The sequence below is a fragment of the Nitrospira sp. Nam80 genome, assembly GCF_965152575.1.
Map to the genome: position 1 here is coordinate 4606046 of NZ_OZ224216.1, position 24459 is coordinate 4630504.

Sequence of the window (24459 nt, forward strand, 5' to 3'; positions counted from 1 at the left end):
CGATGCTGGAAGAATTTAGTTTTACCTTTCCGATTTTGTCCTATATCATTTTTCTTCCGCTGGTCGGAGCCGTTGTCCTCTGGCTCATCGAAGATGAGGATTTGGTCAAGACCGCGGCGCTCGGTGTTGCGCTGTTGGAACTGGCTCTGACCGTCCTCGTGTTGCTCCGGTTCGTCCCCGAATCGCCCGCGATGCAGTTTTCCGAGCATGCCCGCTGGCTGCCCGAACTGGGAATCGGCTATCACCTGGCCGTCGATGGGATCAGCGTGCTGTTTGTCGGGCTGACCGCCTTCCTCACCGTCTTGATCGTGATTTATTCCTGGGACACCGTGCGCCACCAGGTCCGGCTCTATCTCATGTGTCTGCTGGCGCTTGAGACCAGCACGATGGGCATCTTCGCCTCCATCGATTTGATCCTGTTTTTCGTGTTCTGGGAACTCATGCTGATTCCGAGCTACTTCCTGATCAAGCTTTGGGGCGGCGGGACCGACCGGCACTACGCCGCGCTCAAATTTGTGTTGTATACCCTGCTCGGCAGCGTATTCATGTTGGTCGGGATCGCGCTCCTCAACATCAACTATCATCAATGGGCGGTCAACCATCATCTGGAGCGCGTGTATTCGTTCGACCTGCTTGATCTCTTGTCGGCGCCCATCCCGTTGCAGCAACAGATTCTCATTTTCTGGATGATTTTTCTGGGCCTCGCGTTCAAGGCGCCGGTGTTTCCGTTCCATACCTGGCTGCCCGATGCCTTGATTGAAGGCCCTATCGGGATGTCCGTCGTGCTGGCCGGCTTAAAACTCGGTACCTATGGCTTCCTGCGCTTCAGCTTTCCATTGCTTCCCGACGCGTCGCGGAACGAAGGAGTCGTGACCATCGTCATGCTGCTCGGTTTGGCGGCTATTTTGTACGGCGCGATCGTGGCGCTGATTCAGCCTGATTTTCGCCGGTTGTTGGCGTTCAGCAGCATCAGTCACCTGGGATTCGTCGTGGTGGGGCTGTTTGCCCTGAACTATCAGGGACTCCAGGGCAGCCTGCTGACGATGATCAACCTCGGGTTCAGCACGGCGGGGCTGTTTTTCATCGCCGGCTTCCTGGGAACCAGGCAGCAAAGCAACCATCTCTCGTCATTCGGCGGGCTCGCGAAACAAGTCCCCCTATTGGCCACGTTTCTACTCATCATCGGCCTGGCTTCGATCGGCTTGCCGGGAACAAACGGCTTTGTCGGAGAATTCCTGATTCTCCTGGGCGCCTTCAAAGCCAAATGGTGGTACGGAGCGATTGCCGTGCTCGGAGTCATCTTCGGCGCAGCCTACTTCCTCTGGTACTACGAACGATCGATGCTGGGCCCTTTGACGAAAGCCGTGTCGCCCTCGATGAAGGACTTGCACATGCGTGAACTCACCATCGCTACGTCTCTGTGCGTCATGATTCTCTGGATCGGCCTCTATCCCAGCCCCTTCCTGCGCATCATGAACGGATCGATTCAAGCATTGGTGGACCGACTGGACCGGACGGCAGTCGCCTCGGTCGAACTCTATCCACCGACGCAGCAGGCGAAGTAACGGGCATGGCCGAATATACGCTGCTCATCATTCTCTTCGCGCCCTTCATTGGGTCCATCGCGCTGGTCTTCGTATCCAACCGCCAAGCCATGTTGGTCCGCGGCATTGCGGCCGGGTCCGCCTGCGTGTCTCTGATCGCGTCGCTCTATCTTTTCTATGCCTACGATCCGGTCAAGGGAGGATTCCAATTTCTCTGGCGGCATGTCTGGTCTGAGCAACTCGGCGTCTCTCTGTACCTCGGGGTGGACGGCATCGGCACTCCGCTGGTGCTGGCGTCGGCTATCCTGCTGTTCGCCGGCATTTTCGTCTCCTGGCATATCAAGGACCGGATCAAGGAATTTTATATTTCGCTGCTGATCCTGGCCGCCGCGACGATCGGCGTGTTCATGTCGCTCGATCTGTTCTTTCTCTATTTCTTCTATGAGATGTCCGTCATCCCTATGTATCTCTTGCTCGGCATCTGGGGGAGCCATACCAAGGGCTATCTGCAGATGACCGATCCCGAGGGCATCAAGCAGCGGGATTCCGTCGGCTTTATCTTCAATTTCGGATCGAACAGCAAAGAGTACGCGGCGATGAAGCTGGTGTTGTTTCTTTCGGCCGGCGCCGTGTTGGCCCTGATGGGCATTCTGTTGATTTATAAGTTCTCCGGCTTGAATACCTTCGATATCCTGGTTCTCCGCGAGCAAGCCAAATTCTCGGGCTTCCTCGCCGACCTGATCTGGATTCTGATTTTCTTCGGCTTCGCGTCGATCGCGCCGATCTGGCCTTTGCATTCCTGGTCTCCGGTCGGGCACGCGGCCGCCCCTGCCGCGACCAGCATGTTGCATGCCGGCGTCTTGATGAAGCTGGGCCATTTTTCCATTATTCGGGTCGCGTTCGAGATTCTTCCCGAAACGACGCGGGAACTCATGCCGATCGCCGCGATCCTCTGCGTGTTCAGCATCATCTATGGGGGGTTCGTCGCCTATTACGCCAAAGACACCAAGTACGTCATCGGCTATTCCAGCTCCAGCCACATGGGCTATGTCTTTCTCGGCATGGCGGCGCTTGATTACATCAGCCTCAGCGGCGCGGTGATTTATATGTTTGCCCATGCCATGGCGACCGGCATGCTCTTCGCGATGGCCGGCTGGGTCTACGACCAGACCCATACCCGCGATATTCCGTCGCTGGGAGGCTTGTCGAACCGCATGCCCTTCATCGCCGCGTGTTTTGTCGTCGCCTGTATGGCGTCGATCGGAATGCCGGGGACCGTCAACTTCATCGCCGAAGTGATGATCATCGTCGGGAGCTGGAACAAATATCCCTTTCAGGTCGTCGTTGCCGTGTTGGGTATCGTGCTGACGATGGCCTACCTGTTCAAAATGATGCGCGGGCTCTTTTATGGACAAATGGCGGAGAAGTACAGCCATTCCCATGACGCGGTTTCCGTCGTCGACCGGCTCCCGCTCCTGCTGATGATCGCGGTAAGCATCGGGTTCGGCATTTTTCCCGGCCATCTCTATTCCGTGGTCCGCTCCGGCGTTGATCCGCTGATTGCCCGGATTACCCACGTTGTGCCGGTGGCCGAGCAGCCGATGGAACGACTTCCGACGGCCGGCGGCGGCATGCCGGACTCCGAGCCGCCAGGATCACTCATCAAGGTCGCTGATCGATGACGTTCAACCTTTCCATGTCCGGATCGGACTTGCTGCTGCTCCTGCCGGAGCTGTTTCTCGTGGGATGGCTCTGTCTGGTCTTGATCGTCGATTTTTCATTCCGCCGAATTCTTCAAGAACACATTGCCTATCTCAGCATCGGCGGACTCGCTGCGACGCTGGGCATCCTAGCCTGGTTCGACATGGCGGGCATCAGCGGAACGCTGTTCGGCACCATGTTCGTGGTCGATCGACTGGCACTGTTCTTTAAAATCTTTGTCGTGGGCGCCACGGTGCTCGTCATTCTTCTGTCCATTGACTATGTGCACCGGTTCTCATTTTTCCGGGGAGAATACTACTTCTTGGTTGTCATGTCCGCGCTCGGCATGATGTTCATGGCCTCGGCCAACGATCTCTTGTCACTCTTTATCACGCTCGAATTTTCCACCTTCGGGTTCTATATCCTGGTCGCCTACCTCCGCGAGGATATGGCCTCCAATGAGGCGGGGATTAAATTCTTCATCCTGGGCATCTTCGCCGCAGGTCTCCTGGCTTACGGGATCAGCCTGGTCTACGGGGAGACCGGCAAACTGGTGTTTTCGGACATGGCCGCCGCGAACGCAACGCCGGGGCTGACGATCGGATTTCTCCTGATCTTTGCCGCCCTGGGGTTCAAGATCGGAGCCGTTCCCTTCCACTCATGGATTCCGGACACCTACCATGGTGCACCGACCCCGGTGACTGCATTCCTGTCGATTGCGCCCAAGGCCGCCGCCTTCGCGATTCTCTTGCGCATGTTCCTCGTCGCGTTGGCGACCTTCAAACCAGCCTGGGCCCTCTTGCTCGTCGCCGCCTCCATCCTTTCGATGACCTACGGCAATATCGTGGCTATCGCCCAGCGCAATATCAAACGGCTGCTGGCCTATTCCGGTATTGCCCAAGTCGGAAATATTTTGATCGGGTTGGCGGCGGGAACGAAGATGGGAAGTGATTCCATCCTGTTCTATCTGCTGACGTATCTCTTTGCGAACCTCGGGGCCTTTGCCGTCATCGTCGCCGTCAGCAATGTGCTCGGATCCGATGAAATCGACGACTACAACGGACTGAACAGGCGATCTCCCTTTCTTGCGTTCGCCATGCTGATTTTTTTGCTTTCGCTGGCCGGTGTTCCTCCGTTAGCCGGGTTCATCGGCAAACTCTATATCTTCGTGGCGGCCATGAAGGAAGGCTTGTACATGTTGATCACGGTCGGGCTGATCAACATTGTGATTTCCTTGTATTATTACTTGGTGATCGTCAAGAAGATGTACATCAACGAGCCGCTCGATCCGTCGCCTATCAAAACTTCCACCCCGATGAGGGTGGCGCTGTACGTCGGGCTCGCCGGAACGCTGATTATCGGAATCTATCCGCAGCCCTTCATGAACTGGGTGGTCGCTGCAACATTGATGTTCTCCAATCTGGTCGGTCCCGCGGCCTCCGTCCCCTTTTCGTCCTCGCCGTTCGGCGGGTGACCGTCCGTCCCACGCCTCCATCGCTGCTGTTCGATTGTCTTAAATTCCTTCGCCAATCAATATGTTCTGTTAAAATACGCCTTGCAGTAACGGTATCGTCGGTCTACATTTTTGACGGTGGGTTGTTGATTATACCTTCGCCATCACACCCGGCTGACATTCCATGCAGGACTCACAGCGCCAACGCGTTCCCCCTTCTGAGACAAGGGGTGGAGTCCCTCATACGGCGGGAGAAGACGGTTCTCTGGGGCGACGGTCGATCGCGGAACGCCTGGTCGCCGCCTTTGAGCGCTGGTCTATTGAACGCCGTGTCCTGGTGGGATTCGGTCTCGTCTTCGCCGGCATTTTAGTCATCTCCGCCGTGTCCTATCGCAACATGACGGTGCTCTTTCGAAACACTCACCAGGACCAGCGCAGCCACGATCTCATCGAATTGCTGGTCGGGATGGGAACCAGGATGGATGAAGCCGAGATCGGGCATCGCCGCTATCTCGTCACCGGGGACGAGAGTTATCTGAAAGCCTTCCATATCCTCGACGAACGGATTCCCGACTATATCCGGTATGTCCGGGAATTGACCCGCGATATCCCGGAGCAGCGCCAGCATGTCGATCTTTTGAATCAGCTGATGCAAAAGCAGCTCGAAGCAGAGCGGGCAGCCATCACCTTACGAGACCGGACCGGCTTCGAAGGCGTTCGAGACATCGCTCTGACCGGCGTCGCCAAAGCCGAACTCGAGGAATTCCACCGGATTCAATCCCAGATGGAGCACGACGAAAACCGCTCGATCTACGGGAGGGGAATTCAATCGGCCGCCATTACGCGCAATACCATCGGCCTCCTCGGAGTGGGCGCGTTCCTCCTGTTTGTCCTCCTCGCTTCCGTCTATTATCTCATTCGGCACGACATCACCGAGCGGCGCCGGGTCGCGGCCGAGCTCGAGCGGCGAGGTGAACTGCTGGAAGCCGCCAACAAGGAATTGGAAGCGTTCAGCTACTCCGTCTCCCATGACCTGCGCGCTCCGCTGCGCCACATCGACGGCTACGCCTCTCTTCTAGAGAAATCCGCCCAGCGACTCCTCGACGATAAATCCAAGCGCTATCTTCAGAACATTTCGGAGTCTGCCACGCGCATGGGTCAACTCATCGATGATCTGCTCATCTTCAGCCGAATGGGACGTCAGGAAATGCTGCGGAGCGCGGTCAACCTGGACCAGTTGGTTAAATCGGTCCTGCACGATCTCCGCCATGATGTGCAGAATCGAGATATTTCATGGTCCATCGGCGCGCTTCCCGAAGTGAAGGGTGATCCGGCGATGCTGCGACAGGTCTTCACTAACCTGATCGGCAATGCCATAAAATTCACCAGTACCAGGCCGCTCGCGACGATCGAGATCGGCGGCGACCAAAGCAACCCGGCCGAAACCGTCATTTTTGTCCGTGATAACGGCGTCGGGTTCGACATGCAGTATGCGGGGAAATTGTTCGGCGTCTTTCAGCGACTTCACCGGGCCAACGAGTTTGAAGGCACCGGAATCGGACTGGCCAATGTCCGGCGCATTATTCATCGCCACGGTGGCCGAACATGGGCGGAAAGCGAGCTGGGCCGGGGAGCCGCCTTTTATTTCAGTCTGCCGACGAAAATGGAGTCCACATGACCGCGACAAAACCTATTCTCCTTGCCGAAGACAATCCCAGAGACGCTGAGCTGGCCTTGGCCGCCATGGAGGAATACCATTTGGCGGACAAAGTCATCCTCTGCCATGACGGCGCGGAAGTCCTCGACTATTTATATTGCCGGGGCCAGTTCAAGACACGTCTGCACGGCAATCCGGCTGTCGTATTCCTGGACCTTAAGATGCCGAAAATCGACGGTCTGGAAGTGCTCCGGACAATCAAGAGCGATGAGACCTTGAAACCGATCCCGGTCGTCATGTTGACCTCTTCACGGGAAGAGCGGGACCTCGTCGAAAGTTACGCCCTGGGCGCGAACGCCTACGTGGTGAAGCCGGTCGAATTCCATCAATTCCTGAAAGCCGTCAAGGAATTAGGCATCTTCTGGGGTGTCATCAACGAACCACCCCCGGAAGTAACCGGGCGGCACAAATCATGACCACCGGTCCATCCGCACAAACACAGGCGTAATCGTGCAGCATCAGCTCCGCCTCCTCCACCTGGAAGACAATCAAGCCGATGCCGATCTCGTGGCGACTATGTTGCGGAACGGAGGAATCGCCTGCCACAGCCTGCGCGTCGACACGCGCCGAACCTTTCTGGATGCATTACGGCAAGGCGGATTCGATTTGATTTTCGCCGACTTCTCCGTGCCGGCCTTTGACGGCGCCGCGGCTCTGGCGTTGGCTCACAAACTCTGCCCCGATGTCCCTTTCATCTTTGTCTCCGGCACGTTGGTCGAGGAATTTGCCATTGAAATGATGCATCGGGGTGCCACCGACTACATCTTCAAGCAACGGCTCGGCCGTCTCATCCCCTCGGTGCAGCGAACTCTCCGCGAGCTGGATGAACGAGCGGAGCGCAAACGGGCCGAGGAGGCGTTGCGCCTCAGCGAGAAGCAATTTCGTCAAGCCCAAAAGATGGAGGCGGTCGGCAGACTGGCTGGGGGATTGGCCCATGATTTCAATAATCTTCTGACCGTGATCATGGGTCACTCCCAAGTTCTCTTGTCCGAACTGCCGGCGGGCAGCGCAGAACGGGCAAAAATAGAGGAGATGCACAAGGCGGGAGAACGGGCGGCGGCCTTGATCCGCCAACTGTTGGCCTTCAGCCGGAAGCAGGCGCTGGAGCCCAAGGTGCTCTGCCTGAATACGGTCGTCACCAACCTCGACAGCATGCTCAGCCGTCTGATCGGCGAAGATGTTCAGCTCGCAATCAGAATCGATCCCGACAAGGGGCACGTCAAGGCGGACCCCGGCCAGCTCGAACAGATCATCATGAACCTGGTGATCAATGCGCGCGATGCCATGCCGAACGGCGGGCTCTTGGCCATCGAAGTCTCGCAGACCGAGCTGACCAGGACTCCCATGCACCACATTCGCCCACTGTCTCCAGGCCCTTATATGAAACTCACCGTAACGGACACAGGGTGCGGCATGGATCAGAATACCCTGTCGCATTTGTTCGAGCCGTTCTTTACCACCAAGGAAGAAAGCAAGGGGACGGGCTTGGGCTTGTCCACGGTCTTCGGCATTGTCACGAAAAGCGGCGGGGCCATTGATGTATGGAGCCAAGTCGGCCACGGCACCACGTTCGATATTTATCTTCCCCGCATCAATCCTCAGGCCGATGCGCTGTTGCCCCACGAGAAGCCCGCCGCAATCGGACGGGGCAATGAAATGATCCTCGTCGTGGAAGATGAACAAAGTGTCCGTGACCTAGTGCGGGAAGAGCTGACCAAGATCGGCTACCGGGTCGTGGAGGCGATGAACGGGATCGAAGCCTGCCTCATCGCAACTCAGCATAGCGGGCAATTCGACTTGTTGTTGACGGATATCGTCATGCCGGGGATGAATGGGCGTGAACTGGCGGGCCGCCTGCACCTGATCTATCCGGATCTAAAAGTCTTGTTCATGTCGGGGTACCTCGACGACGTGACCGCAAATGCCGGCCTCGAACAGAACCAAACGGCGTTCCTCCAGAAACCGTTTACCCCGGATGTGTTGGCTCGATCAATCCGGGACCTTCTCAATATGCCGACACGCATAGCCCGCGTGAATGGAGTGCGGTCACTGCCACATGCAGCCGAACAAAAATCGACATAGACGGCGCCCCCTGGCGGCGCAAGTCGCCGTGACGCTCTTCTGTATGCTGTTCGCCGGGCTCGGCGTCACCGATAGGACCGGCGCGGCCGATCCACTGTGGGATCGCGTGACCTCCGGGATCATGGCCACCCTCTGGGACCCGGCCGCGGCCTGCCCGGGCATCCCGCCCTTACTGATGCTGCAAATCGATCCCGAGCGGCATCAATTTTCCGTGCAGCAGTTCCGTGACGCCGGCATGGCCGCGCCGTTGACCATCAACGAATGGCAACGCCATACCGGCGCCTATGTCCTATTCAATGCCGGGCTGTTTCGTGAGGATTATTCGTACCTCGGACTTCTTCTGAAGGACGGGCGCCCTTTGGAAGGGAAGCGACATCACTCCTGGCAAGGACTCTTTGCGGCCGAGCCGACCGAGCCATCCCAGCGGAAAGCCAGGCTCTTTGATCTGGCTTTCGATCTCATTCCGGACGGGGCCCGACATTTCTCGTATCGAGAAGCAGCGCAGTCGTTGATGCTGCTCGATCGAACCGGAAAACCCCGGGTGCGCCCGACCGGCAAGCGGGCGAATCAGACCATTGTAGCGGAGGACGGCGAAGGAAAGATTCTTGTCATGAAGAGCGTTGGACCGGCCCCATTGTATGGACTGGCCGAATGCCTGCGTGACGCCCAACCGAATGTTCGGCAGGCTATGGCTATGGATGGCGGTTCCTCATCCGACCTCATCGCGAGTCCCGAACTATTGGCGACCGTACCGGATCGCGGCCCCCAACAGAAATGGCGCCCCCTGCTTGACGGCTATGCGACTCATCATATCGGGCTGCCCGCGGTGATCGCAGTCCAGCCGCGTCTCACGGGGCGCCAGCCGGACCGAACGGCGGTCCAGCGTCCGGCGCCGGCCCGCTAAGGGCAAGTCTACCGGACTTCCGCCACCGGGTATCCCGCTTCCATCCATGCATTCATGCTGCCGTTTACATTATAGACATGGGTATAGCCAAGATCGGCCAACGTCTCGGCGGCAATATTGCTCCGATGGCCTGACTGGCAATAGACGACGATATGATCATCGAGTTGGGCCCCGAGTTCCCGATGACGAGCTTTGATTTCCCTGAAATCGATGTTCAAGTCCGTCCCGGGAATTTCTCCCGACAGGTGCTCCTCCGCGGACCGCACATCGACCAGCACAAAGCCCTTTTGTTTGGGCGACGGCGCTTTCATCAGTCCAGCTCTTAACTGCTGCACCGTCAGCAGATAGGAATGATGGGCCAGCACGTCTTGACTCATCCACATGAAGCAGCTACAGATCAATACAAGAGACAGCCATCCCGTTCGATAGTGCATAAGGTCCTCCTCGCGGCGAATCTCATTGGTTGGAATTTGAACGCACCCTTCATGATAGGAGACCGATGAAAATATGGTCAAGGGTCCTCTTCTTCTTGGCGCTCCCGGCCATTGCAACCGCTTGCGGCGGCAACGGGGTCAGGTTGGCTCAGGATCTCGATAACGGCGGCGTAGTCGTCTACCCCTTCACACCCGGGCAAGGTCACATGTTATCGACGTTTCGAAAAGACGCGGTCCGACTCATGGAAGAGAAATGCCCGAGCGGTCATACGATTGTACGGGAAGGGGAAACGAAGGGACGGTCCCGCCTTGCCGGTCCAATCCAGGCCGGCGGCGGCGAAATGATTCAAGAACGTCGGTGGGGCATTCAGTTTCAGTGCAAATGAGCCGGCAGCCGGGTGATTAAACCTTCGGCAGCGAACCGGCCGGGCGGGCGGGAGCCAAGTCATCGATGGTGAGCAGGCTCACGACTTGAACCTGTTGCTCCTCCACACGCGCCCTGCCTCCCTGCTCCATACGGTCGACGATGACGAGGACGGACCGAACATCCAATTGCGCTTCCCTCGCGGCGGCGATCGCCTTCAGAACCGAGCCGCCGCTGGTCAGGACATCATCGACAATCAAGGCCCGATCGCCCGGCCTCACGACCCCTTCGATCAACTTTCCGAGCCCGTGATCTTTTGGTTGTTTTCGCACGACAAACGTGCGCCATTCCTTCTGCGGGACGGCGAGATAGGCATAGTCGGAAATCGATGTGGCGATGGCGATCGCTCCAATCTCCAGGCCCCCGATGCAGTCGATATCCAATTGGTGGAGGTGGTGCCAAGCCAGGCTGGCGACTTCATGCCTGGCTCGGGGCTCCGCCATGAGAGTCCGGCAATCGATATAGAAAGGACTTGTCTGTCCGGAGGCCAACTTGAACCCGTTCCTCGGATCCCATTTAAACGAGTGAGTTCGGTGAAAGGCTTGGATCAGGTCGTCTTTGGAGCGGCTTTGAGTCGGATTCATCGTCAATAAGAATGAGACGGATGAGCGCAAATCATGCGCCTATGACCAGCATGAGCGCCCATTGTACAGAGCCGGATGCGAGAAGTAATCCGTTTCTTGCCCCATGTCAATATGCTTTCCTCAGTCATACCACCGCGGCAGCCATCCCGTTGAACAAGACTATGTCGGCGCGCATCGATCAACGTGGTCCGCCAACATCTTTGCCACGAAGCCTAAATCAACCGGCCACGCGTAGCGAAGCACCACTCCCGCATGGACCTTGCGCAACTGCGCCAGTAGTTCAGGGATCTCGATTTTCAGCATGGGCGCCCCCGGCGTAACCATCGTCGTAACGGTGATGTCGCTCGCCCCTTGCTGAACCAGATCCTGCACCGCTTCGGGTAACGCCGGAGCGCAATGCTCGTTGTAGGCGGTCGCGATCCAACTGCTTTTTCCTTTAATGAGACCGGCCCGCCTGCCTCCCGCCGCTGTCCTTCCAGCGCTTGAGCCTGATCACGAGTTCACGCGGACAATCCGTTGGAATGCCGCCATGTCCCGCAAGCATTACGCCGCGCTTGATGGTCTTCATGGCTGACTCATACGCAATACCAGGCGCCAAGAATAGCAGGGATCATGGTGCCGGCGCACCAATTGACCCTCTCGGCCCGGCACGGTGCGATCTTGTCAGGCAGGCTCGTGCGAAAGCCGATTCAAACGGCGGCCGGCCCCTCGCCGAGGGCTGCCGCGACGCTGTTCAAGAGATTCGCCATATTGATGGGCTTTTCCAATACTTCATGCGCCCCGAGTTGTCGGGCGGCGACCAGCAGATTTCTATCCCCCGATCCACCCGAGATCGCAATGACTCGGATCGAAGGGAACTCACGACGTAGCGTCATGATCACCTCCAAGCCGTCGCAGTCCGGCATGTAAATATCGGTCAGCACCAGATCGACCGGTGACCGGCGCAGATATTGAAGCGCGGCGCGTCCCTGGCTGGCTTCAGAGATCGTATGGCCTTGTCCTTCCAAGACCGTGCGCAACAATCCACGCACCAGCTCATTGTCATCGACCACGAGGATAGATGCCATGATCAGATGAGTGGGCTCGTCACGATGCGAAGGGCGGGAGTGATAGATCGCTGAATGGCATAGATAGGATTGCATGTATGATAACCATGGGCGATACCCCACGCCACCAGGATCTTGGCCTGAGTCAATCGCTATCAGTATTGCTACGGCCATCGAGCTTGCGGACTCATTCTTCGTCCCATTCGTTTTACATCCGCCCAGGCGAGAAGAACCGTGCTGATTGGCTCTATGGCGGCGCCGGCGTTCACAGTATGCTCAATGCCAGACGGCATCCTCATACAACACGTCGCATTCTAGAAGGGGCGCACCGCGGGTCGGAAGGACCCCGGGCTTGTCCTATGAAGTGGACCATCAAAAAACCCGTGGACCCAGGTTTCTACTGGTACAAAAGCGGCCAACATGACACGACGGTTGTGGAGATCAGTTCAGACGGGACCATCGGCATTCGGCGGGACGGCCGTATCGTCAGGCTGACACTGACCCAGTTTCGTAGCCTGTACGGCAGAGGCAGGTGGTATGGGCCTATCGATTGGGCAATGGGGTAGATCCGGTACAGGACTAGGGGTTTCCCTATTGTATAAGGATTCGTTTTTGGCGAGTCTTGTATGAAGAGACTGCATGACGGCTGAAACTGAAAGGAGGCGTTTATGCGAAAGGTTGTGTTATCACTTGCCGCCGTAGCCTTGTTGAGCCCCGGCGTGGGGACCGCACTAGCGGCCGACCCAATGGGAGAGAAAGAGGCCTCGCCCTCGATCTCGGAACGGCTGACCAAAGATACGGTCAAAGGCACGTTGATGAAGATCGACGGCGAATACTATTGGATCAAGGACAACGACGGGAAAGAAGTCAAAATTCATGTCGATAAGAGCACGAAGCTCGACAAGGTCGTCGAAGGGGATCACGTGAAGGCGTATATCACGGATAAGGGCCATACCACGACGCTCCAGCGGCAGGAGAAATAACCGGATATACGGTCTCGCATCCACGGCCCGGCTGAAAGACTCGGCCGGGCCCCCGATGCGGGGAGCGGGCACACGGTCCGGCCGTCGTTCCGTGAACGACGGCCGCCATGTCGCTTTCACAAATCCCCAGGTTCCTTAGACGGAACAGATAATTCGGTCGTCTCAGGCTTGGCGGGTGCCTAAATTGAGAACAGCCTCGGCATGTCCGCTGGATGTCAGCTGCATGGCGATACTATCGCGAGAGTCGATGTTCGCATCGAGCTTCACGCGAACATGAGTTTGCGTCCCATCAGGCTGTTGAATCCCATAGGCCCCTCGATCCGTACCATTTTCCCGGCGACACTCCTGCAGGGCATTGAAGTACTGCATCCATACGATGCAGGTACTCCCTTCCGATCAAAGAACATGCATGGGGATAGCAATTTCGAGGCCAAGCCTGAAGCAAAAAAGCATGGTCAATTCGCCGGCCTGTGCCGGAAGTCCTGAAAGGCTCAAGAAGCGGTGAACAAGTTGCCGGTTTGAGCGGGACGGAATGTCCGACTCATACCAAAGGATCCGGTTCGGTCATGTCATCGGTTGACTTTCTTCCCGCATCGGCAGAGAATCAAGGGTCCATGTACACGGTCGCCTACAAAGACAAAATACTCACCCGCCAATGTACCTGCACCCACCGCATCTATCGCTCCACCCGGCATGGCATGAAGGAATTTCTCTTCAGCTGGATCGGCCGCTATCCGTTTCGCTGCTGGGAATGCGGCCGTCGCTTCTATCGTTTTCGCCGTCGCTGACCCGCCTTCTGCCCTCTGCCGTTGCACGGATTGGATGCGCTGTCCGCTTCCGGACATCCCTCGCTCAACGGAATGGAAGCGTCATTTCGACTCGCCTTCATTCACACGTTGGAGTGCGGCCTCCGCGCCCCTTCGAAAACTGATTTCATTCTCCCCGGTAAAGGTCGTAATGATCGATCGGTACACCTCGCGCGCCTTATCCGTCTCGTGTTGCCTCAGATAATCGGCGCCGGCATCCCTCATCAGAATGGCGGCGGTGGCTCGTTCACTTCGCCTGAACCGTTGCGCTTCCATTTTGGTCTCCGTCGTACTTGACGGCGTCAGTTGGCGATCATACTCCTCGGCATGGGTCAAGAGATCTTGCGCCGTCCGCAGTTTCGCTTCGGGAGGAGATTCGAAATTGACCCGCTTCATAATGGCGAGACCATCGTCCGCCGTCGGCTTAAGTGGAGTGGGTGGTCCCGCACAAGCGATGAGGACGAGGCTCGTCGCAATGACAAAGAACATACGCATCGTGTCACCTCGCGGCTTTAGCGGCGCATTGCGCCAATCGATCACAGCGCTCGTTTTCCACATGCCCGTGATGCCCGCGCACCCACTCCCAGGTAATCCGGTGCAAGGAACAGAATTCATCCAATTGAACCCACAAGTCGTGGTTCTTTTTTCGTTTCCATCCGAGCGTCATGGTTTTGATGAGCAATTGTGAGTCAGAGTACAGGACCACCGATCTCTGTTCACGCGGCAAAGTTTTCAAGGCCTCAATGGCCGCCGTCATTTCCATGCGATTATTCGTGGTGAAGGGGTCGGATCCGTGGTTTTCTCTTTCCAGCGCTCCATCCCGAATAACATAGGCCCAGCCGCCGGGGCCCGGATTTCCGAGGCAACTGCCGTCCGTGTAGATGTAGATCATCTCATGGAATCCGCCGGGGTTCACGGTTTCTAGCGGGTAGGAGCGAATCGCAGCCCGACGATCTCGCACCGAACCTTGCACCGCTGTACATCACGGAGGCTCAACGGGTCTTTTGTATTGATCTCAAGAGACTGGATCAGGGATTTTTGGAACAGTTCGAGGAGTTTCAGCGCCGCCTCGATATCGCGGGCTTTCGTCCACATCGCCGAATGGATTTCATCGATCGGATCCTTGAAGGCGATTACCACTTCCAATTTCTCGGTCAATGTGATCCATGCCACCTTGTCCACATTAAATGGAACCACGTGAAACGGAGACGAGCCCTTCTCCTGCGCCGGCGCGGCGGACACGAACAATAATGCGAACGCGATGGAGATCAGAATTCTGTAGGTTAGGCTTCTGTGTGGAACAGCCAACCGAGTGCCGACCGGCCCGCCCGTGGCTAATGAGCGCGGTCCGGATGCACCGTAATGAGCCATTTGATATCGTCCCCCGACTCGTGTCGATGATTCTGCTGGAGTTCGAACGTCACGCGCTCCTTCAGCATCGCGACGGCGAGTTCCTGACTTGGAAAGATTTCTTCCACCCTGGCTGGAATATCAAGGACGACCGCTTGGTCCTCATGCACGGCTACGGTGCAGCGCACCTGTTCCCACCCTCCAGGCACTTGCCGCAACTCAATCCTTGCGTCGATCATCCGCAGCTCTCGATCTCTTCGGCCGGCTAGAGCAAGACTCATTATGGCCGGTCACTGATGAGCCTCAGCGTACCCGTCTACAATTGATTACGCAATAGGACGTTGATGTTCCTGCCGAACCGCAGAATTTTTGCCGTGCCGGCGAGCGCTGAAAATACAACAACGTCTTCATTCGGTCCTTACAAGGCGTTCATGCGGCCGGCTTATCTTAGATTTCACAGGAAGGTACTGCACCTAGCATCTCGCTCGTGTGCTTGGGGCGATCGGCTTCACCCTGACGTTTACAGCGGGGGTCATATACGTGATGCAGGACGGCATCTGTCTGTCCCTACAATTCCAGGACGTCTGGACGTATGCGCAGGGAATACCGGATCGGAAACGAAGCGCGGTACTCGCAAGAGTCAGTCGTCGGAAAGATGGCGGAATACAGCCGTGCAGCTTGGCTGATTCTCTTGATTCACTCTCTGTAAAATCACGTCTTGATCGGAATGAAGAATGTATCCCACGCACCCCGACTGGTTGGAAGCACCACCGACATGTGAGATGACATTGCGGCTCATCTCACGCACCAGGGAAAAGGCAAAACCTAGGCTACCATAGATCTCGGCCCACCTGGGAACCTCGGTAGTCCGGTATTCCCAATGTCGGAATGAGAGCGAGTGGCCCGGCGACTCCATTCTACGCCTGATTCCCTGTTTCCGCGACTCATCCGATCATATGGAGCCTCCAACAAATATCCTGTTCCGATTCGGCATAGCCGCATAGCCTGATTCTTTCCATGGCCAGCGCGCGCATGTCTTCGTGTGCCGCGTCGGGTGACGCATAGACCCACTCGGAAGACACGGTCATCGGCTGGCGATCCAAGCCAAAATCGATCGTGCACGATCGAACGCGCCAAGAATCGGGATCTCTCGCTGCCCGAATACCGTCGGCGGCGCTGTCTTTGTAGACGGAAGTGGTGACCTGAATCATGTCGGCGGAGGCTAGCATGGACAGAAACCGGCTTGTAGAGCCGTTCAGCCGGAATGCAAAGCTCTTAGTGTGGCACGATCTCTGCCATGATTCCGTTCCCGGACGTGACGATGGCCGGAGCCAAACGCCTCTTGTGCACACAGTTGCCTCTACTTATTACGAAGTGAGTCAGACGAACGATTGGGATCGAGAATGAAATACCAACCGCTCACGCCGCGCGAACGCGAAGTACTCCAGTTCGTCTGGGAAGGCCTTTCGACCAGGGAGATCGCAAACAAATTAGGCCGGAGTTACAATACCATCGCCATGTATCGACAGCAGATTCGAAGCAAGTTCGGCGTGACGACGACCGCGGCCGTGCTCAAGATCGCGCTTCGAGAAGGCATCCTCGCGGAAAAGAAGTGAGCAAGGCTAAGGCCGGCTGAAGGAAGACGAGGCGGCTCAATGCTGCCGTCTCACCCTCTTTTCCGACTCGTCCTCTACCACCTGTGGTAGCGCAGCCTCTTATACCGTCCAAGCACCCTGGTTTCACAACATCTGTGGATAAGGCTGTGGATTGGGATCCATTTCGGAGGGGAATGCTCCGTGTCCATGCATGATTCGACATCTTGCCTATTTCATGAGCATAGATCATAAACGCACCATTACCCCAATATCTTGAGGATTGACACGTGCGAATTCTATTGCTGGTTCCCCTTCTCAGGGTTTGTCCCAAGTTAAATTAAGTACTTTGACTATGTCCATTTGTCTTTCTACTTATGCACAGCCTTGTGTGATGAGAGAAAGGAAATGATGCAAGGAGCACTTACCGTCCCAGGGGGATGCCTAGTCGGGCGCTTGTGGTTTGAGTATGCGGCAGACCCACGCGAATCGTGGCTAGAGCCGGCATGCATGGTTCCTGGCTTGCCTAGCCCTCTACTATGGATCGACGGCATGATAAGATCGAGCACCTGCAAAGAGTCGCAATGACTACGAATCATCCAAAGGAGTGCTATTATGAATGGTCGTACATTGCTGTCCGGTGCGGTACTCTCAAGCTGCCTGGTTGCTTCTCCCATACGATGCCGTTGGCGTACTCCAATCCATCCCTCTCCGAGCGAAACAAGGTCAGGGCTGCACAGTCCTCGCCTTCGGAATCAGTAGCGACGGCCGTGATCTGACTGTCGGCGAACCCATTGGGCTGGGCGGCATCACTAACTACACTACGGAGTGCCAAGTATCGAATAGCACATTCGAGGATGTCGGCAAAGAATGCGTCACCAACATTCTCCCACGCTCTTACGGTGTTTAACCTCCAACGGATTCTATGATCCGACATACCGTTCCGTGAATGGTGGTACGTGCCGAGTGGTAAACCAAGGGCAAACTCAACCCATGAAGGGATACATCGTCGAGATCGACCCGAGGATCGAGGCGGCTCTGCCTGAGGTCATGCCGGGTGTGATGCGACTTTGCCTGGCCATGTTCGCCCGGCATTGTGACACGGCTTTGTCGGACGGGGTAGAACGCCGAGTGGCGTCTATACCTTCCGGCATGTGTTCAGTACAAATGTGAGGCCGAATGAAGCCTTTGGCGCTCATTGGAGGGATACAATGCACTCACACCTCAATTTGTTGGCAATAGCGAGCATTATCTTCGCTGGCTTACTTTTCCTCGGAGCAACTAAAGACGCTCGTGATGAGGTGGGAAGATTCCAGCTTGTGTCTGCACATCAAACGACGATTTTTCTCGTTGATACAACAAATGGTCGCACATGGAGGTATAGCCATCGGACAGAAGCCCAATCGACGCCGGCGGGCCCCCCATGCGAGGGCATGCTTAAGGATTGCTTCATGGAGATAGACAGACTGTCTGTCACCCCGATGGGATGGGTCAGCGAAATAAAAAGTGCCAATAAAAGCTCACCGTCTCCCTGAATGTCGTCCGTCTGGTATTGCGAAAATTATAGGTTCAGCCACGCTTGGGGAGACGTGTCCAGAAGAGAATCCAGACTGATGATGACTGAGAACACGTCAAGGTAGTAGACAGGATGGGACCGAGGCGAAAGAAGCTGCTTAAGGAGACCAGTAGCGCCGGATACCTGGACAAGGATCACCAGGACCAGTAAACCGTAATGCTCCTAAGAAAGAATCATCTCGGGAATAAGGTTTTCGTGGAGCCTCAAAGGTTGAAGCTTCGTCAGGATCGCACCAGAATGGCTTGCTGCTGATTGATTGACACGCATATACGCTCATTCCGCCCGGCTTTGGAACTCTACCGGGTTTAGAGGACCCCTGCCGAGGCTCAGGTGCATCACCGCATTCATTCATTGTGAGTGACAGCCAGCAAACGTTTAGGCAGTTGTGCTAACGGAGCCGGGCCTTCGTTTGAGGCGGCATTCGCGCCCGCAGGCTGCTTAGGTCCATACGATGTTTGAACCAATCGTATGAGGATCGTTTCTTAATGTGATAGCGATCGTTATCAAACGTGAGCTGTGCCGTATGGAGTCGACGTAAGCCCATGGACGGCAAATGAAGTTGAATCTTGGTGCCGAAGCCGGGATTGTATCAGAGGGGGTTGCTCAAGTCATTGACGACTTGGGCAATCCCGCCTCGGGTGGGGGAATGCTCATGAGTGATTCCTTGTCGGTGTCTGTCGCTCTTTGTTTCAGACCAACGCGATTTGTCGCTCTCGCTAACACCTGATTAACACCTATCACGAGACCGGGGAGGCCCCCTCAGGCTGGCTTCCGGCTGCCGGAAGGCTCTCAGATTCGCGCGCATCAAATTGGAAAGTGAAAAAGCTGACAAGTACTTAATTACCGTCTAGACGACTGTTTTGTACTTGACAGTCAGCATGGATGGAAGTTTGAGGAAAGCTGCCGCATCGCAGGCCGCTCATGCTCGGTGGAGGAAACGCTCAAAGTAACTCTATCGGGATTTCTGAAGATCTAGAATCTTACACCTTTTACTTGTGGCTTCGTCGGTACTGGTAAAGTTTGCCTCTCCGCTGCAATGGCCCTTCCTCGGTCCGTGGTCGAAACGGCCATAGGTGGCACGCTAGTACCATGGAAGCTTAAACAAGGTAGGCCCGCCTCTAGAATGCCGAAGAAGAAATGAGCTTAGACCGCTAATTATCAATATGGCGGCGGACAAAGCCTCCAACATGGGTACGGTGATCGATACTTGCCATACCTATTTTTGCAGCCAATGCGCATTCAAAGAAAATTGAATATCACCAGCACGCCTTGGCGCGCTCTATTTTATGTACTACAATTTCGTGGGATTCATCAAACGTTGCCCGTTACTCCTGCAATGCAGGCAGGAATAACGGATCATGTATGGTCACTTGATGAAATAGCTGGACTACTCGGTTAAATTATGCGAAGCCAATGGACTCTAAACTATTCAAGCCTGCTAGGCGCAGCATTGCACGGGGCAGGCAGCACACCTATAACCTGCATAAAGCTATTAATGCTTGGTTTGATAGAAGACCATATGCTCTTGTCAGAGAGCCGCATGCTGATGGATTGCACGATAGCTTTAAATTTAGACTGACTAAGCAGTTCCCTCCCTCGTTCGAAGCCACCACAGCCGATGCCCTTTACAATCTTCGCGCCTCCCTGGACCAGGCGATTTTCGCTATTGCTGATGTAATTGGCGGGGTGAATCCCAGGGATATTTATTTCCCATTTTCTTCCAACGAGGGAGACTTCAATGGGGCGATAAATGGAAAGTTTGGATTCCTGCCTAAAGAAATTAGGGAGTTGATCTGTTCTTGCAAACCATACCTTGGAGGAAATGACACCCTTTGGGCTCTCAACGAGGCCTGTAAGACAAATAAGCATAGGTTCCTTACTAAACCTGGATTCATTATTGCTGGCTTCGGAATTCATGAGGACAGCGGACATGACTGTCGAGTCCCACCCCTGGTTTGGGATCGCTCGAAAAATGAAATGACTGTGTATATTGTCTCCAAAGAGTACTTCGGAAATGCGCAGTTCAATCTTCCGTCCTTCATAGGCTTTGAGGAAATCCCCGGCATAGCAAATAGACCAGTAGTCGAAGTCCTTTACAGAATGCGATGTATCGCTCAACGATTCATCATCGACCTCGAATCGGCGGCACATCAGCTAGGCCTCACCGGCTAAAGCTTTACCAGTGTCGCCAGCCCGCGCTTCTTGATGCCCACCGACGATTAGGGTATTCTATCTCCGAAGAACTACCTGGGGCGTGGGACGGCCAGTCGGCCTGGTACGTCACCCTCACCACACGCGCATTTGAGGAGGCTCATCATGGGCTCAGTATCAGGCGGCAACCCCAGCCAACCGAAAGCGGAACAGAACCCGTACTCCAGCCTCCAAGCGGGCTGGATGGACACGACGATGCAGCACATCGCCCCGTTCATGCGGGCGGTCCTGGGGGAGGGGGACTCGATCCTGCGGACGGGGAAGGGGAACTTCACCAACGGGCTGATGAACTCCGTCATCGAGAGCACGAAATCGGGGGTGGCGAGGGGCCGGCAAACGACGATGGACGCCCTCGGCCGGTCGCGGATGGCGGGGACGCCGTTCGGCCAGCGCATCCTCGCCGATCAAGCCATGCAAGGCGAAAGTCAAATCGCGCAAGTGACGCCGAACTTCTTCCAATGGTTCATCCCCCAAGTGATGAACTTCGCAACGGGGAACCAAGCGAGCGCGACACAGGGCCTATCCGGCGCATCCGGCGCGGAGGCGTCGCGTATCAGTAGTCAGGTCCAGGCGCAGGGCATGTACGAGTCCCAGAAGGCGCAAAACTACGGGAATATGATGACGAAGATGATTCCCTCCACCCAGTTCTCATTCGGTCCGAAAGGGTAGCCCATGATTGGCACCAGTGCCGGACGGTGGCCACGATCGGGCTGAGGTATTTCCAGCTTGCGTGCCATGGGCCGAGGTGACCTTGAATGCGAGACAACAAGACGGCCCGCTGGTTCAAACCCTCAACCTTAACCTCCACTCGTTCCCTATACGGTAACCACTAGAGGCGAAAGGCCCCTACGCAGATTCGCCCCCCTTTGATACATTCTCTCATCCACCCATGGCCTCTATTCTCATCATTCAAAGCAAGGATGTGGTCCGCGCCCTGTACCGGGAACTGCTTGAGCGGGCGGGCCATGAGGTCATTGAGGAGTCGAGGGGGCGTGAAGGGATTCAACGGTACAACGAATCTCCGACCACGCTGGTGATTACCGATCTGCACCTGCCGGATTGTGATGGACTAGAAGTCATTGTGGCCCTGGGGCAGGACAACCCCAGTGTCAAAATCATAGCTGTCTCAACCCAGACCGGGAGCGACGATGCCTTGATGACGTCAAAACTGTTCGGCGCGAATGCCATTGTGCACGACGCCTTGGACTGCGAAACCTTGCTGAAGAAGGTGCAAGAGCTATTGGACGGTACTTGAGAACATATTCGGTCTCTGGCGAGAATTCCTGGCACATCATAAGCGAAGACGGATAGCAGCACAATCTGGGATGGTGAGGAGGCAGCCACACTTTGTCCGTAGATTATCGCAACACCGGGCTTGATGACTTGTCCAACAGGGGGGAAACGACCGCAGCTGCGATAGCGTTGTCCTGCGTATTGGCGGTCCATGCCGTGCTGGGGAGACTGATGACGCGCTCCTGGGACGGTGCCGCGGGCACAGGCGTGAGGTGAGACGGGGCGGAATCGCCAGATACCAGACCCGCCGTGTTTACTGTGACGGTTTTCTTGCAACGGACGCACCCCCAGTCGTGTAAATCGAGGCTGTTGCCAAAGCGCCCGAGCTTCGCCTTGCGGTAGAGCGGTTGCTGACACACCGGACAGGGGAAGAGTCGGCCTTCTTCATACACCCGCCAGTCCATTTGATCCGGCATCTCTTTGTGACGCTTCGCCTCTAAGTAGCCGAAGGTCGCCTTTTTGGCGTGACGGATACTCTCTTCCAAGGTGTCGAACCGAATGGGACGGAGTAGCGCCGGATTACTTACATCCTGCATGAGCCCGCCGACCTGCACCTGGCACCGTTTCAATTGCCAGTACGCGGGGGTGCCGGTGTGATGCTGAACCTCGACTCGGATAATCATGGCTCCGTAATCTCCTTACACCCAAGCCTAGCACGGGTCTGCACTGACGGCATGACGCCCCTGAGATAACACGAGCGGGGTATGTTCCTTTCAGGCTATTCCAACGTCTGTAGCCGCCACGTCGCGGTGCACCGCGCGGCGCCCCTGGTCCATATCGAATTCAAGAAACCGGCGATTGAATTCGCCCAACGGATTGATGGCAAAGCCGCAGTACTCACACCGCCAGCCCGTCATCCAGACCAACGGCAGCGCCTCGCGCGTATCTATATAATCGACCAGCTTCATGGGGCGGTGACAGGGCGGACATTGCATAGGCGACCTCCTTGTTCGATAGGACAAGGATAGCTGAGTCCCGCCCGTATGCCAGACCTGATTGGAGTAGCCCCTTAGGGGTGTGGAAGACGCCGGTCACACCAGCGCCGTCATGCGAGCGGCAATGAACTCGGTGAGCCGGGTTGCCTGCGGAGCAGCCATATGACGTGTCAACAGCCCCACGTCTGGCCCTCGGCGCCAACAGACCACCGCTTGGTCCACGACGATGGGCGGTGCCCCATCCGGCAGCATGACAAAGAGCTTCAGGTGTGTGCCCGGTGTCAAGGGTAGGTCCGTATCCATTCTCCAGCCCCCTACCGACAGGTTCCACACCGTCCCTGTCCCGCGAAGATTCTTCGTCGCGAAGTATAACCGGCAGTGTACGGCAACCCGCCGGTACTGACGGATGTGAAACGATCTTGGACTATGCATGACCTCACGATACTGGACAGGAAGGCCAGCGACTAGTCCACCGTTGGAGGGAGTGCGATCTCATCCGGCAACCCGCTGTTCACGCGCGTCTCGGCTTGGCTTTCTCATAATCTCCACTGCCTTCAAACGCACGATTGGGAAGGCGTGGCCCTAGCCATTCGCGGTACGCCGTCCGCGCAATAGTCAGCACGGCTTCGGCGCGCTATGCTGGAATCGTCGTCGCAGTAAAATCCAATTCAAGAAGGAGCCTAACATGGAAACAGTGGCAAGGAGTGGATTCAGAGTGGATTTTCGACCAGTCACAGCGCCGGGATGGTCTGAGAGCACCGGCCGCGTGCACGAGCTCACGGAAAAAGAGTGCCGCATTGTAAGTCCGACGCGCTGTGACCCCGGCACCGAGCTGGAGCTGCGGCTCTATATTCCGGACACCAGTTGGCCGCTGTGTGTGACCCGGGCCTCTGTCACCTGGAAACACTGGGATACCTTCAACGTTCAGTTTGAGACGCTACCAGAAACTGATCAGACCATCTTACAACGCATGTTCGCAGGGCACCGATGAAGCACACGGCGATCCTCGGTACGGCTTGTGATGACTTCATCAAGGAGGGATGCTTGTGACGCCTCGGTATAGTGCGCGACGGCCATTTGTCTGTGGCGTGACGTTATCCTGTGACGGCTTGGTGGGGCAGGGAACATTACTCAACCTGTCCGTGCCAGGCTGCCTGATCGACACGGGCCTCAAGCTCAAAGTGGGTCATTTCATTCAGATGCGGCTGACTCTCGCGCCTGCGCAGGGATCGCTGTGGATTGCGCTCGCGGCTGTGCGGTGGGTTCAGTGTTCGAAGGCCGGCATTGAATTTATTCGCATGTCAGAAGGGGACCAGGCTCGCTTGCGAATGCATGTCGGCATGGTTGACAGGCGCCGGACATCGACATGGAGCGAGCACGTCATGTGGACCGGCATCTCGGGGGTGTAAGCATGCCGCTACGAAGCTCAAGCGTCTACGCCATCTATCGAGTTGATCATGACCCGTCTCGGACACATTCCTGGTTAGTCACCCTCCAGCGCCGAGGCCGGATTTACAATCGGCACTTCAGCGATCGCGTGCACGGCGGGAAACGCCAGGCCCTCAAAGCGGCAACAGCCTACCGCGACCGCCTCAACTCTGAACTGCGACCACTAACACGTCAGCAACTCTGTGCGATCAGGAAGAAGAATAATCGCTCCGGGGTGTCGGGTGTCAGCCGAGTCGATGTCATGGAAAAAGGACGACGTGGTGGTCTATTCCATAGAGTCTACTGGGATGTACAGTGGCCGATCGGGAATGGGAAGGCTCGCCACAAGAAGTTTTCGGTGAAGAAGTACGGCGAGAAGCAAGCCTTTGAACTCGC

At 56.3% G+C, this 24459-nt stretch carries 30 protein-coding genes and 1 pseudogene; 18 read left to right on the forward strand and 13 right to left on the reverse strand.

The window, feature by feature from the left end; translation table 11 throughout:
* The first annotated feature begins 2 nt into the window (after nt 1-2).
* The 7 genes from ACWGXE_RS21635 (at nt 3) to ACWGXE_RS21665 (ending at nt 9401) form a co-directional block, all read left to right on the forward strand.
* Nucleotides 3-1565, forward strand: a complete 1563-nt coding sequence (locus ACWGXE_RS21635; protein WP_447600207.1) for a complex I subunit 4 family protein — start codon at nt 3-5, stop codon at nt 1563-1565.
* Nucleotides 1566-1570: 5 nt separating this feature from the next.
* Complete coding sequence (locus tag ACWGXE_RS21640; RefSeq protein ID WP_447600208.1) at nt 1571-3226, forward strand: complex I subunit 4 family protein; 1656 nt, start codon at nt 1571-1573, stop codon at nt 3224-3226.
* Nucleotides 3223-4719 (forward strand): NADH-quinone oxidoreductase subunit N, encoded by a 1497-nt coding sequence (locus tag ACWGXE_RS21645; RefSeq protein ID WP_447600209.1) that lies wholly within the window; start codon nt 3223-3225, stop codon nt 4717-4719. Before ACWGXE_RS21640 ends, ACWGXE_RS21645 begins: the two co-directional genes overlap by 4 nt.
* Nucleotides 4720-4882: 163 nt before the next feature.
* Nucleotides 4883-6376 (forward strand): sensor histidine kinase, encoded by a 1494-nt coding sequence (locus ACWGXE_RS21650; protein ID WP_447600210.1) that lies wholly within the window; start codon nt 4883-4885, stop codon nt 6374-6376.
* Nucleotides 6373-6831, forward strand: coding sequence for a response regulator (locus ACWGXE_RS21655; protein WP_447600211.1), 459 nt, complete (start codon nt 6373-6375; stop codon nt 6829-6831). Before ACWGXE_RS21650 ends, ACWGXE_RS21655 begins: the two co-directional genes overlap by 4 nt.
* 34 nt (nt 6832-6865) lie before the next feature.
* Nucleotides 6866-8497 carry a response regulator gene (locus ACWGXE_RS21660; RefSeq protein WP_447600212.1) on the forward strand — a complete coding sequence of 544 codons (1632 nt, stop codon included), beginning with the start codon at nt 6866-6868 and terminating at the stop codon, nt 8495-8497.
* Nucleotides 8472-9401 carry a phosphodiester glycosidase family protein gene (locus ACWGXE_RS21665; RefSeq protein WP_447600213.1) on the forward strand — a complete coding sequence of 310 codons (930 nt, stop codon included), beginning with the start codon at nt 8472-8474 and terminating at the stop codon, nt 9399-9401. Before ACWGXE_RS21660 ends, ACWGXE_RS21665 begins: the two co-directional genes overlap by 26 nt.
* A gap of 8 nt (nt 9402-9409) precedes the next feature.
* Here the strand turns inward: ACWGXE_RS21665 and ACWGXE_RS21670 are convergent, their stop codons facing one another.
* Nucleotides 9410-9835, reverse strand: coding sequence for a rhodanese-like domain-containing protein (locus ACWGXE_RS21670; RefSeq protein WP_447600214.1), 426 nt, complete (start codon nt 9833-9835; stop codon nt 9410-9412).
* Nucleotides 9836-9900: 65 nt separating this feature from the next.
* Here ACWGXE_RS21670 and ACWGXE_RS21675 point away from each other — a divergent pair, with 65 nt between their 5' ends.
* Nucleotides 9901-10221 (forward strand): hypothetical protein, encoded by a 321-nt coding sequence (locus tag ACWGXE_RS21675; protein WP_447600215.1) that lies wholly within the window; start codon nt 9901-9903, stop codon nt 10219-10221.
* A 16-nt stretch (nt 10222-10237) separates the two neighbouring features.
* On the opposite strand, the gene pyrE is transcribed toward ACWGXE_RS21675, so the two are convergent.
* The 4 genes from pyrE to ACWGXE_RS21695 form a co-directional block, all read right to left on the reverse strand.
* Nucleotides 10238-10702, reverse strand: coding sequence for an orotate phosphoribosyltransferase (gene pyrE / locus ACWGXE_RS21680; RefSeq protein WP_447600216.1), 465 nt, complete (start codon nt 10700-10702; stop codon nt 10238-10240).
* A gap of 300 nt (nt 10703-11002) precedes the next feature.
* Nucleotides 11003-11215 carry a hypothetical protein gene (locus ACWGXE_RS21685; RefSeq protein WP_447600217.1) on the reverse strand — a complete coding sequence of 71 codons (213 nt, stop codon included), beginning with the start codon at nt 11213-11215 and terminating at the stop codon, nt 11003-11005.
* A gap of 64 nt (nt 11216-11279) precedes the next feature.
* A complete protein-coding gene (locus ACWGXE_RS21690) occupies nt 11280-11411 on the reverse strand; it encodes a hypothetical protein (RefSeq protein ID WP_447600218.1) in 132 nt (43 codons plus the stop codon).
* A gap of 121 nt (nt 11412-11532) precedes the next feature.
* Nucleotides 11533-11910 (reverse strand): response regulator, encoded by a 378-nt coding sequence (locus ACWGXE_RS21695; RefSeq protein WP_447600219.1) that lies wholly within the window; start codon nt 11908-11910, stop codon nt 11533-11535.
* 338 nt (nt 11911-12248) lie between these two features.
* Here ACWGXE_RS21695 and ACWGXE_RS21700 point away from each other — a divergent pair, with 338 nt between their 5' ends.
* The 3 genes from ACWGXE_RS21700 (at nt 12249) to ACWGXE_RS21710 (ending at nt 13660) form a co-directional block, all read left to right on the forward strand.
* Complete coding sequence (locus tag ACWGXE_RS21700) at nt 12249-12455, forward strand: hypothetical protein (protein WP_447600220.1); 207 nt, start codon at nt 12249-12251, stop codon at nt 12453-12455.
* Between the two features lie 102 nt (nt 12456-12557).
* Nucleotides 12558-12872, forward strand: a complete 315-nt coding sequence (locus ACWGXE_RS21705) for a hypothetical protein (RefSeq protein WP_447600221.1) — start codon at nt 12558-12560, stop codon at nt 12870-12872.
* 566 nt (nt 12873-13438) lie between these two features.
* Nucleotides 13439-13660: a hypothetical protein gene (locus ACWGXE_RS21710; RefSeq protein ID WP_447600222.1), complete on the forward strand. Its 222-nt coding sequence runs from the start codon at nt 13439-13441 to the stop codon at nt 13658-13660.
* Between the two features lie 81 nt (nt 13661-13741).
* Here the strand turns inward: ACWGXE_RS21710 and ACWGXE_RS21715 are convergent, their stop codons facing one another.
* From ACWGXE_RS21715 to ACWGXE_RS21735, 5 genes are all read right to left on the reverse strand, one after another.
* On the reverse strand, nt 13742-14173 hold the full coding sequence (locus tag ACWGXE_RS21715; RefSeq protein ID WP_447600223.1) for a hypothetical protein: 432 nt from the start codon (nt 14171-14173) through the stop codon (nt 13742-13744).
* Between the two features lie 4 nt (nt 14174-14177).
* Complete coding sequence (locus ACWGXE_RS21720) at nt 14178-14570, reverse strand: ribonuclease H family protein (RefSeq protein WP_447600224.1); 393 nt, start codon at nt 14568-14570, stop codon at nt 14178-14180.
* A gap of 29 nt (nt 14571-14599) precedes the next feature.
* The gene (locus tag ACWGXE_RS21725) at nt 14600-15049 is read right to left on the reverse strand and encodes a hypothetical protein (RefSeq protein WP_447600225.1); all 450 of its coding nucleotides are present in this window, start codon (nt 15047-15049) and stop codon (nt 14600-14602) included.
* Nucleotides 15013-15267: a hypothetical protein gene (locus ACWGXE_RS21730; RefSeq protein WP_447600226.1), complete on the reverse strand. Its 255-nt coding sequence runs from the start codon at nt 15265-15267 to the stop codon at nt 15013-15015. Before ACWGXE_RS21730 ends, ACWGXE_RS21725 begins: the two co-directional genes overlap by 37 nt.
* A gap of 705 nt (nt 15268-15972) precedes the next feature.
* Complete coding sequence (locus ACWGXE_RS21735; protein ID WP_447600227.1) at nt 15973-16257, reverse strand: hypothetical protein; 285 nt, start codon at nt 16255-16257, stop codon at nt 15973-15975.
* A gap of 174 nt (nt 16258-16431) precedes the next feature.
* Here ACWGXE_RS21735 and ACWGXE_RS21740 point away from each other — a divergent pair, with 174 nt between their 5' ends.
* The 5 genes and pseudogenes from ACWGXE_RS21740 (at nt 16432) to ACWGXE_RS21760 (ending at nt 21662) form a co-directional block, all read left to right on the forward strand.
* On the forward strand, nt 16432-16644 hold the full coding sequence (locus tag ACWGXE_RS21740; RefSeq protein WP_447600228.1) for a response regulator transcription factor: 213 nt from the start codon (nt 16432-16434) through the stop codon (nt 16642-16644).
* 2782 nt (nt 16645-19426) lie between these two features.
* Nucleotides 19427-19595: pseudogene (locus ACWGXE_RS21745) on the forward strand (IS1 family transposase); the annotation flags it as partial.
* A gap of 14 nt (nt 19596-19609) precedes the next feature.
* Nucleotides 19610-20368, forward strand: coding sequence for a hypothetical protein (locus ACWGXE_RS21750; RefSeq protein WP_447600229.1), 759 nt, complete (start codon nt 19610-19612; stop codon nt 20366-20368).
* A gap of 144 nt (nt 20369-20512) precedes the next feature.
* A complete protein-coding gene (locus ACWGXE_RS21755; RefSeq protein WP_447600230.1) occupies nt 20513-21076 on the forward strand; it encodes a hypothetical protein in 564 nt (187 codons plus the stop codon).
* A gap of 220 nt (nt 21077-21296) precedes the next feature.
* Nucleotides 21297-21662 (forward strand): response regulator, encoded by a 366-nt coding sequence (locus ACWGXE_RS21760; RefSeq protein ID WP_447600231.1) that lies wholly within the window; start codon nt 21297-21299, stop codon nt 21660-21662.
* A gap of 103 nt (nt 21663-21765) precedes the next feature.
* On the opposite strand, the gene ACWGXE_RS21765 is transcribed toward ACWGXE_RS21760, so the two are convergent.
* The 3 genes from ACWGXE_RS21765 to ACWGXE_RS21775 all read right to left on the reverse strand — a co-directional run bounded on the left by ACWGXE_RS21765 (nt 21766) and on the right by ACWGXE_RS21775 (nt 23067).
* Nucleotides 21766-22323 carry a hypothetical protein gene (locus tag ACWGXE_RS21765; RefSeq protein ID WP_447600232.1) on the reverse strand — a complete coding sequence of 186 codons (558 nt, stop codon included), beginning with the start codon at nt 22321-22323 and terminating at the stop codon, nt 21766-21768.
* 90 nt (nt 22324-22413) lie between these two features.
* A complete protein-coding gene (locus tag ACWGXE_RS21770) occupies nt 22414-22635 on the reverse strand; it encodes a hypothetical protein (RefSeq protein ID WP_447600233.1) in 222 nt (73 codons plus the stop codon).
* Nucleotides 22636-22731: 96 nt separating this feature from the next.
* Nucleotides 22732-23067 (reverse strand): PilZ domain-containing protein, encoded by a 336-nt coding sequence (locus ACWGXE_RS21775; protein WP_447600234.1) that lies wholly within the window; start codon nt 23065-23067, stop codon nt 22732-22734.
* Nucleotides 23068-23320: 253 nt separating this feature from the next.
* On the opposite strand from ACWGXE_RS21775, the gene ACWGXE_RS21780 reads away from it, so the two are divergent.
* Nucleotides 23321-23626: a hypothetical protein gene (locus tag ACWGXE_RS21780; protein WP_447600235.1), complete on the forward strand. Its 306-nt coding sequence runs from the start codon at nt 23321-23323 to the stop codon at nt 23624-23626.
* A gap of 55 nt (nt 23627-23681) precedes the next feature.
* Nucleotides 23682-24044 carry a PilZ domain-containing protein gene (locus ACWGXE_RS21785; RefSeq protein WP_447600236.1) on the forward strand — a complete coding sequence of 121 codons (363 nt, stop codon included), beginning with the start codon at nt 23682-23684 and terminating at the stop codon, nt 24042-24044.
* The last annotated feature ends 415 nt before the right edge of the window (nt 24045-24459 follow it).